A 14,743-nucleotide genomic window follows, 5' to 3' on the forward strand; every position below is an offset into this window, starting at 1 on the left:
GTATTCATAGGAAAACGCATTTATGAAAACAACAAAAAGGCTGTTGCAAACCGGCGCTCTGACCTTGTCGCTGCTGGCCACCGGTGTGATGGCTGCGGTATCGGCGGACGAGGCGGGCAAGCTGGGTAATACCCTGACGCCGATCGGCGCGGAAAAGGCGGGCAATGCCGATGGCAGCATCCCGGCCTGGACCGGGGGGTTGCCGGTCAATGCCGGAGCGGTGGATGCAGGCGGCTTCCTGGCCGATCCGTTCCCCAGCGAGAAGCCGCTGTTCACCATCACCGCGCAGAACGTCGAGCAGTACAAGGACAAGCTGACGCCCGGCCAGTACGCGATGTTCAAGCGCTATCCGGAAACCTATCGGATGCCGGTCTACACCACCCACCGCACGGCGACCGTGCCGGACAACATCATCGCGGCGACCAAGCAGAATGCCACCAATACCAAGCTGATTCAGGGCGGTGAAGGGCTGGAGAACTTCCAGCTGGCCAACCCCTTCCCGATTCCGAAGGACGGTCTGGAAGCGATCTGGAACCATATCACCCGCTACCGCGGTGCCAGCGTGCGTCGTCACGTGGTGCAGGTGACGCCGCAGGCCAATGGCTCGTTCAGCCCGGTCAGCCTGGAAGAAGAGTTCGCCTTCCGCAGCATGATGAAGGATGCCGACACCAGCAAACCGAGCAACATCCTGTTCTACTTCAAGCAGCGAGTGACCGCGCCGTCGCGGCTGGCCGGTAACGTGCTGCTGGTGCACGAGACCATCGACCAGGTGAAGGAGCCGCGCATGGCGTGGCTGTACAACGCCGGGCAGCGTCGAGTGCGCCGTGCGCCGCAGGTGTCCTATGACGGCCCGGGTACCGCCGCCGATGGCCTGCGTACCTCGGACAACCTGGACATGTACAACGGCTCCCCTGATCGCTACGACTGGCAGTTGCTGGGCAAGAAGGAAATCTACATTCCCTACAACAGCTACCGTCTCGATTCGCCGAAGCTCAAGTACGCCGATATCGTCAAGGCAGGTCACCTGAACCCCGACCTGACCCGTTACGAGCTGCACCGCGTCTGGCACGTGACCGCGACGCTGAAGCAGGGCGAGCGCCACATCTATGCCAAGCGTGACTTCTACATCGACGAGGATACCTGGCAGGCCGCTGCCATCGACCACTACGACGGTCGCGGTACCCTGTGGCGCGTAGCGGAAGCCCATGCCCAGTACTACTACGACAAGCAGGTGCCGTGGTACGCCGTCGAGGTCATCCACGATCTGCTCTCCGGTCGTTACCTGGCCCTGGGCCTGAAGAACGAGGAGAAGCGCTCCTACGAGTTCGACTATCCTGCCAAGGAAAGCGACTACACGCCGGCCGCGCTGCGCCAGTCGGGCGTGCGTTGATCGCCGCGTGAAATCGAAAAGCCGGCTCAGCGCCGGCTTTTTGTTGCCCGTTCGTTTGCTATTCGGCGCCAGGGGCAGGCAGCCTTGCCTGATGATCTGGCGACGGATCCAGTGTGCAGTAGCTGGTGCCGGTTACAATGGCTTCCCCGCCTGCCATCTGCGTTACAGGAACAGCCCATGCAATCGACATCCCCGGCCCTGATCCGCGAAACCTTCCCCGTCGGCCCGCTGCAGTGCAACTGCACCATCATCGGCGATCCCGTCAGCGGCAAGGCACTCGTGGTCGATCCGGGTGGCAACCCCGACCTGATCATGGCGCGGCTGGAGGCCCATGGCCTCAAGGTAGTGAGCATCATCCACACCCACGCGCACCTCGATCATTTCCTAGCGTCCGGGCAGATGAAGGAGAAGACCGGCGCGACCCTGCACCTGCACAAGGATGACCAGTTTCTCTGGGATAACCTGGAAATGCAGTGCCAGATGTTCGGCGTTCCCTACACCCCCGTGCCGGCTCCTGATCAATGGCTGGCCGATGACGAGGCACTGGCCTGCGGCTGCGGCGTGGCCCTGCACACGCCGGGGCATACCCCAGGTTCCATGAGCTTCTGGTTTCCCGAGGCCAAGCTGCTGATCGCCGGCGATACCCTGTTTCGCCGCGGCATCGGGCGCACCGACCTGTGGGGTGGCGACCACGCGAGCATCGAACGCTCCATCAAGCAGCGTCTGTACCGCCTGGATGAGGACGCCACCGTGGTGACGGGCCATGGGCCGGACACCCGACTGGGTGACGAGATGCGCGAAAACCCCTTCGTGCGCGCTTGAAAAACAAGCGTTTACAGATTTTTTGCGCGGTCATTGTTAGCCTTGGTCGGGAACTTGGCTGCGTTCGCTGGCTCGAAGCCGCGGATAAAAGCCTGCTTCTCTTCGCAAAACGACTAAGGATTACCCATGATCAAACTCCGTTCCCTGATTGCCGCAACGGCCGTTTTCGCTGTTCTGTCCGGCTGTACGGTCAACCCCTACACTGGTGGAAGCCAGGCGGGCAAGTCCGGTATCTACGGCGGTGTGGGCGCCCTGGCCGGTGCCGCGGTCGGCGCTGCCACCTCGAGCAAGAAGGACCGCAAGAAGGGCGCGCTGATCGGCGCCGCCGTCGGGGGCGCGGCCGGTGGCGGTTACGGCTATTACGTCGATACCCAGGAAGCCAAGCTGCGTCAGCAGCTGCAGGGCACCGGCGTGCAGGTGCAGCGCAATGGTAACGACCTGACCCTGATCATGCCCGGCAACATCACCTTCGCCAGCAATTCGGCGGACATTTCCAGCAACTTCTATCCGACGCTCAATTCGTTGGTGCTGACCTTCAAGGAATTCAACAAGAACGGCGTGAACATCGTTGGCCATACCGACAGCACCGGTTCCGCCGAGCTGAACCAGAGCCTGTCCACCCGCCGTGCCCAGAGCGTGGCCTCGTACCTGGCCGCCAACGGCGTGGCTTCATCGCGCATCTCGGCCTACGGCGCAGGCCCGAACCAGCCGATTGCCAGCAATGCCAACGAAGCAGGTCGCGCACAGAATCGCCGCGTGGAAATCAACCTGCGGCCGCTGTGATCCTGTCCGCCTGTATCTGGAGTCCCGACCTGAAACCCCGCTTCGGCGGGGTTTTTCTTGTCGCTCGATTCGATGATGTGGCTACGCCGCAGGCGAGAGCTAGAGTCTGCTGATCAAGGGTCGAGCCATCAAGCGACGCAGGCAGGGAGGCAAACGCCTCGATTCTCGTCAACACCGCCGAAGGCATTCTGGTGGTCGACGAGGAGGGGCGTATCCGCTTCGCCAACCCGGCGATCACCCGCATGCTCGGCTGCCAGGGGGGCGAGTTGACCGGCAGCCGACTGCTGGACTGGGTCGATGTTGCCGGCCCCGTGCAGTGGCAGGCTTCGAGCTTCTACCAGCATTGGCAGCGCCGCGAGCACCTGCGCCTGCATGATGCCAACCTGCGTACCCGGGAGGGCGCTGCCGTGCCGGTGGCGCTTTCCTGCTCGCCGCTGCCACATGACGGACATGGCATGGTTCTGCTGGCGTTGGACATGTCGGTGGTGCCAAGCGCGGTGGACGCCGCCAGTAGCGCTTTTACGAAGCGGGGAGCTGAGCCTAGGGATGCTGCTGGTGCAGTCGCTCCAGCAAGCCGTCCTTGGATTCCCAGAGCGTATTGATCCACTGCTGGAAATCCTTGCGATAGGCTTCGTCCTGGTCGTAGGCACGGCCGATGAAGCGGCTGGGGATCTCCAGCTGTTCGACGACGACGACCACTTCGTCGAGCTGACCGCTGAGCAGGGTCCAGAAACCCGGGCTGCCCTGGGGGTAATGCAGGGTCACGTTGATCATGCCGTGCAGCTGCTCGCCCATGGCATCGAGCACGAAGGCCAGCCCGCCGGCCTTCGGCTTGAGCAGGTAGCGGTAGGGCGACCGTTGTTCCTGATGCTTGGCCGGCGTGAAGCGGGTGCCTTCGACGAAATTGAAGATGCCCACCGGGTTGTGGCGAAACTTGGCGCAGGTGCGGCGCGTGGTCTGCAGGTCCTGGCCCTTCTTTTCTGGGTGTTTGGCCAGGTATTCCTTCGAGTAGCGTTTCATGAAGGGGAAGCCCAGCGCCCACCAGCACAGGCCGATCACCGGCACCCAGATCAGCTCCTGCTTGAGGAAGAATTTCAGCGGGCGGATGCGCCGGTTGAGCAGGTACTGCAGCACCAGGATGTCCACCCAGCTCTGATGGTTGCTGGTGACCAGGTAGGAATGCTCGTAATCGAAGTTCTGGCCGCCCTCGATATGCCAGCGGGTGTTGCCCAGCAGGTTCATCCACGCCTTGTTACAACTTATCCAGCCCTCCTGGATGACAATCATCAGGCGGTCACAGCCGCGTTGCACCAGCGGCAGGGGCAGCACGATGCGCAGCAGGGTGACGGTGAACAGCGGCCAGCACCAGAACAACGTGTTCAGCGCCAGCGAAACGCTGCCCAAAAGGCCGAGCAGTGGGGCAGGCAGGAAGTGCAGCATGGACGTGCGAACCTCAGGCAGGTTGGCGCCCGGCAAGCGTGCCGGGCGCGAATGGCGCACAGGGTAACGGTTGGTGATGGAACTGCAAGTCGATCCGAAGGCCGGTTGTGTCACCCGCGTTCGGATCGGCCCGTTTCACTGGCGCATATTGGCAGCCTGGATGGCGGTCAGGGCGATGGTGAAGACGATATCGTCGACCAGTGCGCCGCGCGACAGGTCGTTCACCGGCTTGCGCAGGCCCTGCAGCATGGGCCCGACGCTGATGCAGTCGGCGCTGCGCTGCACCGCCTTGTAGGTGGTGTTGCCGGTGTTCAGGTCGGGGAAGATGAACACCGTGGCACGACCGGCCACCGGGCTGTTGGGGGCCTTTTGCCGACCGACGCTCTCGATGGCCGCGGCGTCGTACTGCAGCGGGCCGTCGACCAGCAGTTGCGGGTTGGCCTGGCGCGCCAGGCGCGTGGCCTCGCGGACCTTTTCCACTTCCTCGCCACTGCCCGAATCACCGGTGGAATAGCTGAGCATCGCTACCCGCGGCGGGATGCCGAAGGCCTGGGCGGAGCTGGCGCTCTGCAGGGCGATCTCCGCCAGTTGCTCGGCGTTGGGGTCCGGGTTGACCGCGCAGTCGCCATACACCAGGACCTGGTCGGGCAGCAGCATGAAGAACACCGACGACACCAGGTTGTAACCGGGTGCGGTCTTGATCAGCTGCAGCGCCGGGCGGATGGTATTGGCGGTGGTATGCACGGCGCCGGAAACCAGGCCGTCGACCTCGTCCAGGGCGAGCATCATGGTGCCCAGTACCACGGTGTCTTCGAGCTGGGCGCTGGCCATCGGCGCGTTGAGGCCCTTGCCCTTGCGCAGCTCGACCATCGGCTCGACATAGCGCTCGCGGATCAGGTCCGGGTCGAGGATCTCCAGCCCTGGCGGCAGCTCGATGCCCTGGGCCTGCGCCACGCTGTGCACTTCCTCGGGCTTGGCCAGCAGCACGCAACGGGCGATGCCGCGGGCCTGGCAAATGGCGGCGGCCTGCACGGTGCGCGGCTCGGCGCCTTCGGGCAGGACGATGCGCTTGTTGGCGGCCTTGGCCTGCTGCACCAGCTGGTAACGGAACGCCGGTGGCGACAGGCGCAACTCCCGCGGGCTGCCGCAGCGGGCGGCCAGCCAGTCGTGATCCAGGTGGCTGGCGACGAAGTCGGCGACCTTCTCGGCGCGTTCCTTGTCGTCGACCGGGATCTCCTTGTTCAGGCGGTTCAGGTTGGTGGCCGTGTCGTAGGAGCCGGTACTCACCGTCATCACCGGCAGGCCGCTCTGCAGGGCGCCGCGGCACAGTTCCATGATGCGCGGGTCGGGGGCGAAGTCGCTGCACAGCAGCAGGCCGGCCAGCGGCATACCGTTCATGGCCGCCAGGCTGGCGGCGAGGATGATGTCGTCGCGGTCACCTGGGGTGACCACCAGGGTGCCGGGTTTGAGCAACTGCACGGTGTTGGCCACGGCGCGGGCGCAGAGCACGATCTTCAGCATGCGCCGCTGTTCGTAGTCGCCGGCATTGAGAATGCGCGCGCCGAGCAGTTCGGCGATGTCGCGGGTACGCGGCGCGTTCAGTTCGTCGAGCCACGGGATGCAACCGAGCAGGCGGAATTCCGGGTGGCGCAGCAGCGAGGACTGTTCGCGCAGGCGTGCGGTAAAGGCCTCCAGGCCATCGTCGCTGCGGATCTTGTTGAGGATCACCCCGAGTACCTTGGGGTCCTTCGGGCCGCCGAACTGCTGGGCCTGGATTTCCACGCGGTCGCACAGCTCGCCGAGGGTTTCCTGCTCCTGGGCCGAGACCAGGATCACGTCGGCATCCAGGCTCTTGGCCAGGTGGAAGTTGACCCGCGCGGCGTAGCTGGCCTGACGCGTCGGCACCATGCCCTCGACGATCACCACGTCTTTGTCCTTGGCGGCTTCCTGGTAGAGGCTGATGATTTCCTCGAGCAGCTCGTCCAGGTCGCCGTCGCCGAGGCGCCGTTCGACATGGGCGAGGGCCAGGGGCTTGGGCGAGTGCAGGCCGTGGGTGCGGGCCACCAGCTCGCTGGAGCGCTCGGGCCCGGCGTCACCCTGATGCGGCTGGGCGATGGGCTTGAAGAAGCCCACCTTGAGCCCGGCGCGCTCCAGCGCACCGACCAGGCCCAGGCTGATGGAGGTGAGGCCGACGCCGAAACCGGTCGGCGAGATGAAAAAGGTATGCATGGGGTTCTCCGTATTCAGTCGAGCAGCGCCAGGGTATCGAGGGCGATCTGCCGCTCTTCGTTGGTGGGCACCACCAGCACCCGGGTATGCTTCGGCGCGTGGATCGGCCCGCTGACGCCGCGCAGGCAGCGCGCATTGGCCGCCTCGTCGAGCTTGAGGCCGAGCAGGCCGAGGTGGGCCACCGTCCTGCTGCGGATCAGCGGTGAGTTCTCGCCGATGCCGCCGGTGAAGATCAGCCCGTCCAGGCGCGGCAGGGCGCAGCTCATGGCCGCCAGGGATTTGGCCAGGCGGTAGCAGAACACCTCGATGGCCAGGGTGGCGCCGGCATGGCCCTCTTCGCGGGCCTGCTCGAGGCTGCGCATGTCGTTGGACAGGCCCGACAGGCCAAGCAGGCCGCTGTCATGGTTGAGCATGCGGTCGATCTGCTCCAGGCTCCAGCCCAGGGTGCGCGCGAGGTGGCTGTGCAGGTTGGGGTCGACGTCGCCACTGCGGGTGCCCATCACCAGGCCTTCGAGGGGCGTCAGGCCCATGCTGGTGTCGCGGCTCTGGCCGTTGAGCACCGCGCAGGTCGAGCAGCCATTGCCCAGGTGGGCGACCAGCCAGGCACTGTCGCCCGCTGGCAGGCCGGTGAGCTCGGCGGCGCGGGCACTGACGAAGCGGTGGCTGGTGCCGTGGAAGCCGTAGCGGCGCACGCCGTGGTCGCGGTACAGCCGTTCCGGCACCGCGTAGCGGAAGGCGTGCTCGGGGAGGCTCTGGTGGAAGGCGGTGTCGAACACCGCCACCTGAGGCAGCTGGGGGTATAGCGCCAGGGCCGCCTCGATGCCCAGCAGGCCGGCCGGGTTGTGCAGTGGCGCCAGGGGCGCGACGGCGCGAATCGCGGCGATCACATCGTCGTTCAGACGCTGGGCGCTGGTGAAGTGCTCGCCGCCATGTACCACCCGGTGGCCGATGCCATGCAGTTGGCCGCCACTGGCTTCCTGCACGCGCTGAAGCAGATGAGCGAGCGCTGCACGGTGATCATCGTTGGCAATCGCCTGGCTGTGCTTGATGCCATCCCGTTGCCAGTGCAATACGGCGTCGGCGCTGCCGAGACGCTCGGCCAGACCGCTGATGGCGAACGCCTGCTGGTCGGGGTCGACCAGGGCGAACTTGATGGAGGAACTACCGCAATTGATCACCAGAATATTGCGTGCGGGCATTCAGGAGTCCTTAGCATCGGGAGGCGTTGGCGCCAGTGTTGCGACACACCAGCCACAGGTGAAGTTCGTGCCGATATGGGCGTGCCGCTGCGCCGCGTCGAGCACCCAGGGGCGATTTTGCCAGGGCGGCTGATGGCGCAGGTGTTGAGTATGACCACAAGTTAGGACAGCGACCCAGTGCCCGTCATGATCTTGCTCAAAACCGACCAGGGTAACCACGGACGCGGCCCGCCCGTCTGGGCTTGGGTCGCTTTCACCCCCGCCGTTGGTTACACTCTCACGTTCATTTTCCTCGAGCAAAAGGTTCGCCCCCATGCAGATCGCCGCCAACAAGGCCGTTTCCATCGACTATACCCTGACCAACGATGCCGGCGAGGTGATCGATAGTTCCGCTGGCGGCGCGCCGCTGGTATACCTGCACGGTGCCGGCAACATCATCGTCGGCCTCGAGAAGGCCCTGGTCGGCAAGCAGGCCGGTGACGAGGTCAAGGTTGCCGTCGAGCCGGAAGAGGCCTACGGCGAGTACAGCGCCGAGCTGGTCGCTACCCTGAACCGTTCGATGTTCGAAGGCGTCGACGAGCTGGAAGTCGGCATGCAGTTCCACGCCTCCGGCCCGGACGGCGGCATGCAGATCGTCACCATCCGCGAACTGGAAGGCGATGACGTGATCGTCGACGGCAACCACCCGCTGGCCGGCCAGCGCCTCAATTTCGCGGTCAAGGTCGTCAACGTGCGTGACGCCAGCCAGGAAGAAATCGCCCATGGTCACATCCATGGCGAAGGTGGTCATCACCACTGATCCGTATGTCGGCAGCGCAATCGTCGCTGCTGGCAGATGGTCATGAGTGACTGCTAAGCTGCAGTCACGAAAAGGCGCCTTTTCAGGCGCCTTTTTCGTCTATTTTTCACTGCCTTTCGCGTTACCCGGAGCACCCATCATGAGCGCCTTTCACGACCTGACATTGCACGCACTGGACGGCCAGGAGCTGCCGCTGGCTCCGCTCAAGGGCAAGGTGGTGCTGGTGGTCAACGTCGCCTCCAAATGCGGGCTCACGCCGCAGTATGCGGGCCTGGAGCGCCTGCAGCAGACCTACGGAGCTCAGGGCTTCAGCGTGCTGGGTGTGCCCTGCAACCAGTTCGCCGGGCAGGAGCCGGACCACGAGGCGGCCATTGCCCAGTTCTGCAGCCTGACCTACGGCGTGACCTTTGCGCTGAGCAGCAAGCTGGAAGTCAACGGCAGCGGCCGCCATCCGCTGTATCGCCTGCTGGCCGGCGAAGGCGCGGAGTTTCCCGGCGACATCACCTGGAACTTCGAGAAGTTTCTGGTCGGCCAGGATGGCCGTGTGCTCGCGCGTTTCTCGCCGCGTACCGCGCCGGATGATCCTGCGCTGATCCAGGCCATCGAGAAGGCCCTGGCCTGATCCTCGGGCCGCCGCCTGCGGCCCGTCATTTTTCCGCTCGCTTCAATTCGCGCGCTTGGTCTCGATCACCAGGGCTGGCTTGCGTCCGCTGCTCGGCACCGGGCCGTCCAGCCGCGCGGCATGCAGGTGCTGCTCGAACTGCTCGACGATGCTCGACCAGCTCTGCCTGGCCGCATGCTGACGGGCATTGAGACGAACCCGGCGCAGGTTCTCGCTGTTCTCCATCAGCCAGCCCGCGGCCTCGATGAAGGTGCGCTGATCGTCGGCGCTGGCCAGCATGCCATTGTGGCCATCCTCCACATGCTGGGCGGCGGCGGCCTGATCGAAGGCGACCACGCCGAGCCCCGAGGCCATGGCCTCGAGCAGCACGTTGCCGAAGGTTTCCGAAAGACTCGGAAACAGGAAGATATCGCCACTGGCGTAATGCTGCGCCAGGATTTCACCGCGCTGGATACCGCAGAACAGGGCATCCGGCAGTTGCTTGTGGAGGTGCTCGCGCAACGGGCCATCACCGACCACCACCAGCCTCAGGTTCAGCCCTGCGTATTGTCGCTGCAGCGCCTGGAAGGTGCTGACCAGGAGGTCCAGGTTCTTTTCCGCAGCCAGCCGCCCCACATGCAGCACGGCGATGTCCTGCTCGGCCAGGCCCCAGCTGCGGCGTAGTTCATCGCTACGCCGGGCCGGGTTGAACAGCCCGGCATCCACACCGCGGGCGAGCAGTTCCAGGCGTTCGAAACCGCGGCGCTGCAGTTCGCAGCGCTGGCTGAGGCTGGGCACCAGGGTCATGCGCGAGGCGTTGTGGAACCAGCGCAGGTAGTTGGTCAGCAGGCGGGTCACCAGGGTGATGCCGTAATGCCCGGTGTACTGCTGGAAGTTGGTGTGAAAGCCGCTGATCACCGGTATCCGCAGACGCCGCGCGGCACGCAGGGCGGACAGGCCCAGTGGGCCTTCGGTGGCGATATACAGCACATCCGGGCGCTGACGCCGCCACAGGCGCAGCAGCTTGTGACGAGCCGACTGGCCCCACTGCAGGCCGCGGTAGCCGGGTAGTGGCCAGCCACGGGTAAGCAGCAGGTCGTCGTCATTGGCGGCGCGGGCGTCGTGGTGCTGCCGGGGGCGGATCAACTGCAGGCGATGGCCGCGTGCGCGCAGCCCGTTGACCAGGTGGCCGAGGGTATTGGCCACGCCGTTGATTTCCGGGCTGTAGGTCTCGCTGACCAGGGCGATGAATAGCGGGGGAGTGCTCATGACAACAGTCTGGGCTGCCGTCATGTAGCGTCTGTGACATCAGCGTGGCGGTTGTGTGACAGCCCTGGCGCCCGAACTCACGCCACCTTCACGCACCCAGAAGAGGGTCGCGCCAGCCACGGCGGCAGGCATCATCACGATGTTCACGAAAGGGACCAGCAGGGCTGCGTAGGTGATGCCGCCAAAACCCAGGGACTGCCAGCGCTTCTCGCGCAGCCAGGCGAGCATGTCCTGCCAGCTGACCTTATTGTTGTCGGCGGGGTAGTCGATGTACTGGATGGCCATCATCCACACGCCGAACAGCAGCCACAGCGGCGCCGCGACCAGATTGACCACCGGGATGAACGACAGGATCAGCAAGCCCAGGGCCCGCGGCAGGAAGTAGGCCAGCTTGCGGCCTTCGCGGCCCAGGGTGCGCGGCACCATGGCGATCAGCTCGCCCCAGCTGAACGGCGGGAAGTTGTCCTGGCCGCGCACCACCACCTCGACCTTCTCGGCGAGAAAGCCGTTGAAGGGGGCGGCGACGATATTGGCCAGCATGGTGAAGGTGAAGAACACCATCAACACCACCAGCACCACGAACAGCGGCCAGAGAATGTACTGCAGAAAGCTCAGCCAGCTCGGCAGCGACGGCATGAAGGTGTCCACCCAGCCGCTGAACTGCTGCACGGCGAAGCCGATCATCAGGCTGAACAGGATCAGGTTGATCGCCAGCGGCAGCAGTACGAACAGCCGCAGGCCGGGGCTCATGACCAGTTTCAGGCCTTCGCCGAGGTACTGCGGGCCGGACAGCACGGGAGCGCGCATCGAGGTGTCTCCAACAAGTGAACGTGGCGCGACCTTACCCATTTTGCCGCCCAGGTGAAAGCCGGGCAGGGCGATAGCAGGCAACTATGCAGGGGATTGGCAAAGCGCATTTCCATGGCACGGGCTGCGACGGCTAGTCTGCTCGCGTCCCTTGTTCAGCCGCCGATGTCCGACCGCTTGCGGTAGGTGGCGGCTTTTTTTGCAGCAATGCGCTGTGAGGAGTCTCTGATGTCGAGTAGCCGACACGCCCGCGTGATCATTCTCGGTTCCGGCCCCGCGGGTTACAGTGCGGCGGTCTACGCTGCCCGTGCCAATCTCAAGCCCCTGTTGATCACCGGCCTGCAGGCCGGCGGGCAGCTGACCACCACCACCGAAGTGGACAACTGGCCGGGCGACGCCCATGGCCTGACCGGCCCCGAACTGATGCAGCGCATGCAGGCTCACGCCGAGCGTTTCGAGACGGAGATCGTCTTCGACCACATCCAGGCCGTGGATCTGGCTGCGCGGCCCTTCACCCTGGTGGGCGACAGCCTTTCCTATACCTGCGATGCGCTGATCATCGCCACTGGCGCCAGTGCTCGTTACCTGGGGCTGCCCAGTGAAACCGCGTTCATGGGCAAGGGCGTCTCGGCCTGCGCCACCTGTGACGGCTTCTTCTACCGCAACCGCGAGGTGGCGGTGGTTGGCGGCGGCAACACCGCCGTGGAGGAGGCTCTGTATCTGGCCAACATCGCCAGCCGCGTGACGTTGATCCATCGCCGTGGCGCCTTTCGTGCCGAGAAGATCCTGCAGAACAAGCTGCAGGCGCGGGTGGCCGAAGGGCGCATCGTGCTGGCCCTGAATGCCGAGGTGGACGAAGTGCTCGGCGACGCCTCGGGCGTTACCGGCGTGCGCATCCGTGAACGTGACGGCGACACCCGCGATCTGGCGGTGGACGGTCTGTTCGTGGCCATCGGGCATACGCCCAACACGGCGCTCTTCGAAGGCCAGCTGGCGCTCAGGGACGGCTACCTGCAGGTCAACGGCGGGCGCGACGGCAATGCCACCGCCACCAGCACCCCCGGCGTATTCGCCGCGGGGGATGTCGCCGACAGCGTCTACCGCCAGGCGATCACCTCGGCCGGTGCCGGCTGCATGGCGGCGCTGGATGTGGAGCGTTTCCTCGACGGGCTGTGAACATCGACGGCGCGCCCCGTAAACGGAAAATGCCCGTGTCCATCGACACGGGCATTTTCATTGGATCACAATCATGCTGGCGGCTTACAGATCGAAGTCGTACTCGGCCAGTTGCTTGTGCAGGCGCCGTTCTTCGAGAAAATTGTCGATGATGCGTCGCTTGGTGAGATTGGTCTTCGCCACTTCCACAGGGGCTTCGCTGTTGTCCGTTTCGTCGCTGACGAAGTCGTCGTCCAGTTCCAGGTCTTCTTTGCCGTTGCTCATGCGCTTCACTCCCGGCTACAGGGGCCATTTGCCGACCTTATAAGGGCAAACGTGAAGGGAGTAAAAAAGATTTTTTCAATCAACTCATATCAGAAAGCTATGAAGCATCAATCGTCGGAGGTCTTTTGCTTGTATTCGCACAGGTCTTCGATGCGGCAGCTGCCACAGCGCGGCTTGCGCGCCTGGCACACGTAGCGGCCGTGCAGGATCAGCCAGTGGTGGGCGTCCAGCAGGAAATCCCTGGGTACGAACCTGAGCAGCTTGTTCTCGACCTCCATCACGTTCTTGCCGGGGGCGATGCCGGTGCGGTTGCTGACCCGAAAGATGTGCGTATCCACGGCCATGGTCAGCTGGCGAAAGGCGGTATTGAGCACCACGTTGGCGGTCTTGCGACCCACGCCGGGCAGTGCCTCCAGGGCCTCGCGGGTTTCCGGTACCTGGCTGCCGTGCTGCTCGACGAGAATCCGGCAGGTCTCGATGACGTTCCGGGCCTTGCTGTTGTACAGGCCGATGGTCTTGATGTACTCGCTCAGGCCCTCGACGCCCAGGGCGAGGATCGCCTCCGGCGTATTGGCCACCGCGTAGAGCTTGGCGGTGGCCTTGTTGACGCCCACGTCGGTGGCCTGGGCGGAGAGGATCACCGCGATCAGCAGCTCGAACGGCGTGCTGTAGGCCAGCTCGGTCTTGGGCTCGGGGTTGTCTTCATGCAGGCGGCGGAAGATTTCAAGGCGTTTGGCGGCGTTCATGGTCGGGCATCAGGTCTGTCGTGGCGCTCTAGCTGGCGCTGGTGTGCGCTTGCAGGCGGCGTTCGGCCGCTGCAAGGCGCGCTTGGGCATCGCTTATCTTGGCGGCGTCTTCGGGTTCGCTGCGCTGCAATTTGCTGAGTTCGGCGCGGGCGTAGGCCAGGTCGGTCTTCAACTGGCGCAGCGGCGCGCCGAGCCCGGCCTTGTCGACCAGCACACGGGCGGGCGCCGGCTTGCCGCAGCGCTCTTCGGCCAGGTGCAGGGCCCGTTGGGCGGCGGCATAGGCGCTGCGCAACGGCGTCAGGGCCTGTTCGTCGAGGCCCCGGCGTTCGCCGGCCTTGAGGGCCATGCGGTGGCTGGCCAGGTCGAGCTTGGCCTGCTTGAGCGCTTGCTCGTCCAGGCTTGGCGCGTTTTGTACGGGCGTCGCCTGCAGCTCGGCGAGACGCTGCTGATCGCGCTCGGCGGCCTGCTGCAGGGCAGCGAGCTGCTGGCGCTGATCGGCGTCGGGGGAGTCGCCAAAAGCCTTGAGGGCCTTATGCCACTGGGCACGGCTCATGGCGGCATCGATCTTCGCCTGCTTCAGCGAAGGCCCAACGGCGGGCGGCTGGGGTGCGCCGGTGGGCGTTTCCACCGGCGCGGTGCGCACCGGCCGAGCCGCGCGGCGCCGGGCATCGTTGCGCGCCAGGCGGGCCAGGCGATGCTGATGGCGGGTGCGGAACTGGTCGGCCCGGGCGCGTTGCACTTCGGCTGCGGCTGGCGGCAGGGTGATCAGGTCGATGCAGTCCACCGGGCAGGGGGCGATGCACAGCTCGCAGCCCGTGCATTCGTCGCCGATCACCGTGTGCATCAGCTTGGCGGCGCCGACGATGGCGTCCACCGGGCAGGCCTGGATGCATTTGGTGCAGCCGATGCATTCGGCCTCGCGGATCACCGCCACCTGGGCCGGCGTGGCGGGCAAGGCCAGCGGCAGCTCCGGCACCTGAAGCAGGTCGGCCAGGGCGTGGACGGTCGCGGTGCCACCGGGTGGGCATTTGTTGATCGCCTCGCCCGCGGCGATGCCTTCGGCGTAGGGCAGGCAACCCGGATGGCCGCACTTGCCGCATTGCGTCTGCGGCAGCAGGGCGTCGATGGCGGCGATACGCTGCGCGTTGCTCATGGGCGCACCCAAGCGTGCCGGCAGGGGCGAGCCCCATGACGGTACGGGCGGGTGAGGTGGCGAGA

16 protein-coding genes are annotated in these 14,743 nt (G+C 65.2%); 7 read left to right on the forward strand and 9 right to left on the reverse strand.

Annotated elements, in window-relative coordinates; translation table 11 throughout:
• Window positions 1-22: 22 nt before the first annotated feature.
• The 4 genes from SA190iCDA_RS08150 to SA190iCDA_RS23375 all read left to right on the forward strand — a co-directional run bounded on the left by SA190iCDA_RS08150 (window position 23) and on the right by SA190iCDA_RS23375 (window position 3,597).
• A complete protein-coding gene (locus SA190iCDA_RS08150) occupies window positions 23-1,390 on the forward strand; it encodes a DUF1329 domain-containing protein (RefSeq protein ID WP_070887955.1) in 1,368 nt (455 codons plus the stop codon).
• A gap of 177 nt (window positions 1,391-1,567) precedes the next feature.
• The gene (locus tag SA190iCDA_RS08155) at window positions 1,568-2,212 is read left to right on the forward strand and encodes an MBL fold metallo-hydrolase (protein ID WP_070887954.1); all 645 of its coding nucleotides are present in this window, start codon (window positions 1,568-1,570) and stop codon (window positions 2,210-2,212) included.
• A 126-nt stretch (window positions 2,213-2,338) separates the two neighbouring features.
• Complete coding sequence (locus tag SA190iCDA_RS08160; RefSeq protein WP_083329907.1) at window positions 2,339-2,995, forward strand: OmpA family protein; 657 nt, start codon at window positions 2,339-2,341, stop codon at window positions 2,993-2,995.
• A 191-nt stretch (window positions 2,996-3,186) separates the two neighbouring features.
• The gene (locus tag SA190iCDA_RS23375) at window positions 3,187-3,597 is read left to right on the forward strand and encodes a PAS domain-containing protein (RefSeq protein ID WP_170833999.1); all 411 of its coding nucleotides are present in this window, start codon (window positions 3,187-3,189) and stop codon (window positions 3,595-3,597) included.
• Here the strand turns inward: SA190iCDA_RS23375 and SA190iCDA_RS08170 are convergent.
• The 4 genes from SA190iCDA_RS08170 to SA190iCDA_RS08185 form a co-directional block, all read right to left on the reverse strand.
• Window positions 3,536-4,435, reverse strand: a complete 900-nt coding sequence (locus SA190iCDA_RS08170) for an acyltransferase (protein WP_070887952.1) — start codon at window positions 4,433-4,435, stop codon at window positions 3,536-3,538. The genes SA190iCDA_RS23375 and SA190iCDA_RS08170 overlap by 62 nt on opposite strands.
• A gap of 135 nt (window positions 4,436-4,570) precedes the next feature.
• Window positions 4,571-6,664, reverse strand: a complete 2,094-nt coding sequence (gene pta, locus SA190iCDA_RS08175; RefSeq protein WP_070887951.1) for a phosphate acetyltransferase — start codon at window positions 6,662-6,664, stop codon at window positions 4,571-4,573.
• Window positions 6,665-6,678: 14 nt separating this feature from the next.
• Window positions 6,679-7,863, reverse strand: coding sequence for an acetate kinase (locus SA190iCDA_RS08180; protein WP_070887950.1), 1,185 nt, complete (start codon window positions 7,861-7,863; stop codon window positions 6,679-6,681).
• Entirely contained in the window at window positions 7,864-8,208 is a 345-nt protein-coding gene (locus SA190iCDA_RS08185; RefSeq protein WP_083329908.1) for a DUF3565 domain-containing protein, read from the reverse strand.
• Here SA190iCDA_RS08185 and SA190iCDA_RS08190 point away from each other — a divergent pair.
• Together SA190iCDA_RS08190 and SA190iCDA_RS08195 are read left to right on the forward strand one after the other, a co-directional pair.
• Entirely contained in the window at window positions 8,177-8,662 is a 486-nt protein-coding gene (locus SA190iCDA_RS08190) for an FKBP-type peptidyl-prolyl cis-trans isomerase (RefSeq protein WP_070887949.1), read from the forward strand. The two genes, SA190iCDA_RS08185 and SA190iCDA_RS08190, sit on opposite strands and share 32 nt — an antisense overlap.
• Window positions 8,663-8,801: 139 nt before the next feature.
• Window positions 8,802-9,284: a glutathione peroxidase gene (locus SA190iCDA_RS08195; RefSeq protein ID WP_070887948.1), complete on the forward strand. Its 483-nt coding sequence runs from the start codon at window positions 8,802-8,804 to the stop codon at window positions 9,282-9,284.
• Window positions 9,285-9,326: 42 nt separating this feature from the next.
• Here SA190iCDA_RS08195 and SA190iCDA_RS08200 read toward each other — a convergent pair whose 3' ends face one another.
• Together SA190iCDA_RS08200 and cysZ are read right to left on the reverse strand one after the other, a co-directional pair.
• The gene (locus tag SA190iCDA_RS08200) at window positions 9,327-10,532 is read right to left on the reverse strand and encodes a glycosyltransferase family 4 protein (RefSeq protein WP_070887947.1); all 1,206 of its coding nucleotides are present in this window, start codon (window positions 10,530-10,532) and stop codon (window positions 9,327-9,329) included.
• A gap of 39 nt (window positions 10,533-10,571) precedes the next feature.
• Window positions 10,572-11,339: a sulfate transporter CysZ gene (gene cysZ / locus SA190iCDA_RS08205; protein ID WP_070887946.1), complete on the reverse strand. Its 768-nt coding sequence runs from the start codon at window positions 11,337-11,339 to the stop codon at window positions 10,572-10,574.
• 228 nt (window positions 11,340-11,567) lie between these two features.
• On the opposite strand from cysZ, the gene trxB reads away from it, so the two are divergent.
• A complete protein-coding gene (gene trxB, locus SA190iCDA_RS08210) occupies window positions 11,568-12,515 on the forward strand; it encodes a thioredoxin-disulfide reductase (protein ID WP_070887945.1) in 948 nt (315 codons plus the stop codon).
• Between the two features lie 84 nt (window positions 12,516-12,599).
• Here the strand turns inward: trxB and SA190iCDA_RS08215 are convergent, their stop codons facing one another.
• From SA190iCDA_RS08215 to SA190iCDA_RS08225, 3 genes are all read right to left on the reverse strand, one after another.
• Window positions 12,600-12,779: a PA3496 family putative envelope integrity protein gene (locus SA190iCDA_RS08215; protein WP_070887944.1), complete on the reverse strand. Its 180-nt coding sequence runs from the start codon at window positions 12,777-12,779 to the stop codon at window positions 12,600-12,602.
• A gap of 107 nt (window positions 12,780-12,886) precedes the next feature.
• Complete coding sequence (gene nth / locus SA190iCDA_RS08220) at window positions 12,887-13,525, reverse strand: endonuclease III (protein WP_070887943.1); 639 nt, start codon at window positions 13,523-13,525, stop codon at window positions 12,887-12,889.
• A gap of 28 nt (window positions 13,526-13,553) precedes the next feature.
• Complete coding sequence (locus SA190iCDA_RS08225) at window positions 13,554-14,678, reverse strand: RnfABCDGE type electron transport complex subunit B (RefSeq protein ID WP_070887942.1); 1,125 nt, start codon at window positions 14,676-14,678, stop codon at window positions 13,554-13,556.
• Between the last annotated feature and the right edge of the window lie 65 nt (window positions 14,679-14,743).

It is taken from the genome of Pseudomonas argentinensis (assembly GCF_001839655.2).
Lineage (GTDB): Bacteria > Pseudomonadota > Gammaproteobacteria > Pseudomonadales > Pseudomonadaceae > Aquipseudomonas > Aquipseudomonas argentinensis_B.

Coding starts and splice junctions, on each gene's coding strand:
- SA190iCDA_RS08150 (WP_070887955.1), top strand. CDS start 23: ATGAAAACAACAAAAAGGCTGTTGCAAACCGGCGCTCTGACCTTGTCG.
- SA190iCDA_RS08155 (WP_070887954.1), top strand. CDS start 1,568: ATGCAATCGACATCCCCGGCCCTGATCCGCGAAACCTTCCCCGTCGGC.
- SA190iCDA_RS08160 (WP_083329907.1), top strand. CDS start 2,339: ATGATCAAACTCCGTTCCCTGATTGCCGCAACGGCCGTTTTCGCTGTT.
- SA190iCDA_RS08170 (WP_070887952.1), bottom strand. CDS start 4,435: ATGCTGCACTTCCTGCCTGCCCCACTGCTCGGCCTTTTGGGCAGCGTT.
- pta (WP_070887951.1), bottom strand. CDS start 6,664: ATGCATACCTTTTTCATCTCGCCGACCGGTTTCGGCGTCGGCCTCACC.
- SA190iCDA_RS08180 (WP_070887950.1), bottom strand. CDS start 7,863: ATGCCCGCACGCAATATTCTGGTGATCAATTGCGGTAGTTCCTCCATC.
- SA190iCDA_RS08190 (WP_070887949.1), top strand. CDS start 8,177: ATGCAGATCGCCGCCAACAAGGCCGTTTCCATCGACTATACCCTGACC.
- SA190iCDA_RS08185 (WP_083329908.1), bottom strand. CDS start 8,208: ATGGAAACGGCCTTGTTGGCGGCGATCTGCATGGGGGCGAACCTTTTG.
- SA190iCDA_RS08195 (WP_070887948.1), top strand. CDS start 8,802: ATGAGCGCCTTTCACGACCTGACATTGCACGCACTGGACGGCCAGGAG.
- SA190iCDA_RS08200 (WP_070887947.1), bottom strand. CDS start 10,532: ATGAGCACTCCCCCGCTATTCATCGCCCTGGTCAGCGAGACCTACAGC.
- cysZ (WP_070887946.1), bottom strand. CDS start 11,339: ATGCGCGCTCCCGTGCTGTCCGGCCCGCAGTACCTCGGCGAAGGCCTG.
- trxB (WP_070887945.1), top strand. CDS start 11,568: ATGTCGAGTAGCCGACACGCCCGCGTGATCATTCTCGGTTCCGGCCCC.
- SA190iCDA_RS08215 (WP_070887944.1), bottom strand. CDS start 12,779: ATGAGCAACGGCAAAGAAGACCTGGAACTGGACGACGACTTCGTCAGC.
- nth (WP_070887943.1), bottom strand. CDS start 13,525: ATGAACGCCGCCAAACGCCTTGAAATCTTCCGCCGCCTGCATGAAGAC.
- SA190iCDA_RS08225 (WP_070887942.1), bottom strand. CDS start 14,678: ATGAGCAACGCGCAGCGTATCGCCGCCATCGACGCCCTGCTGCCGCAG.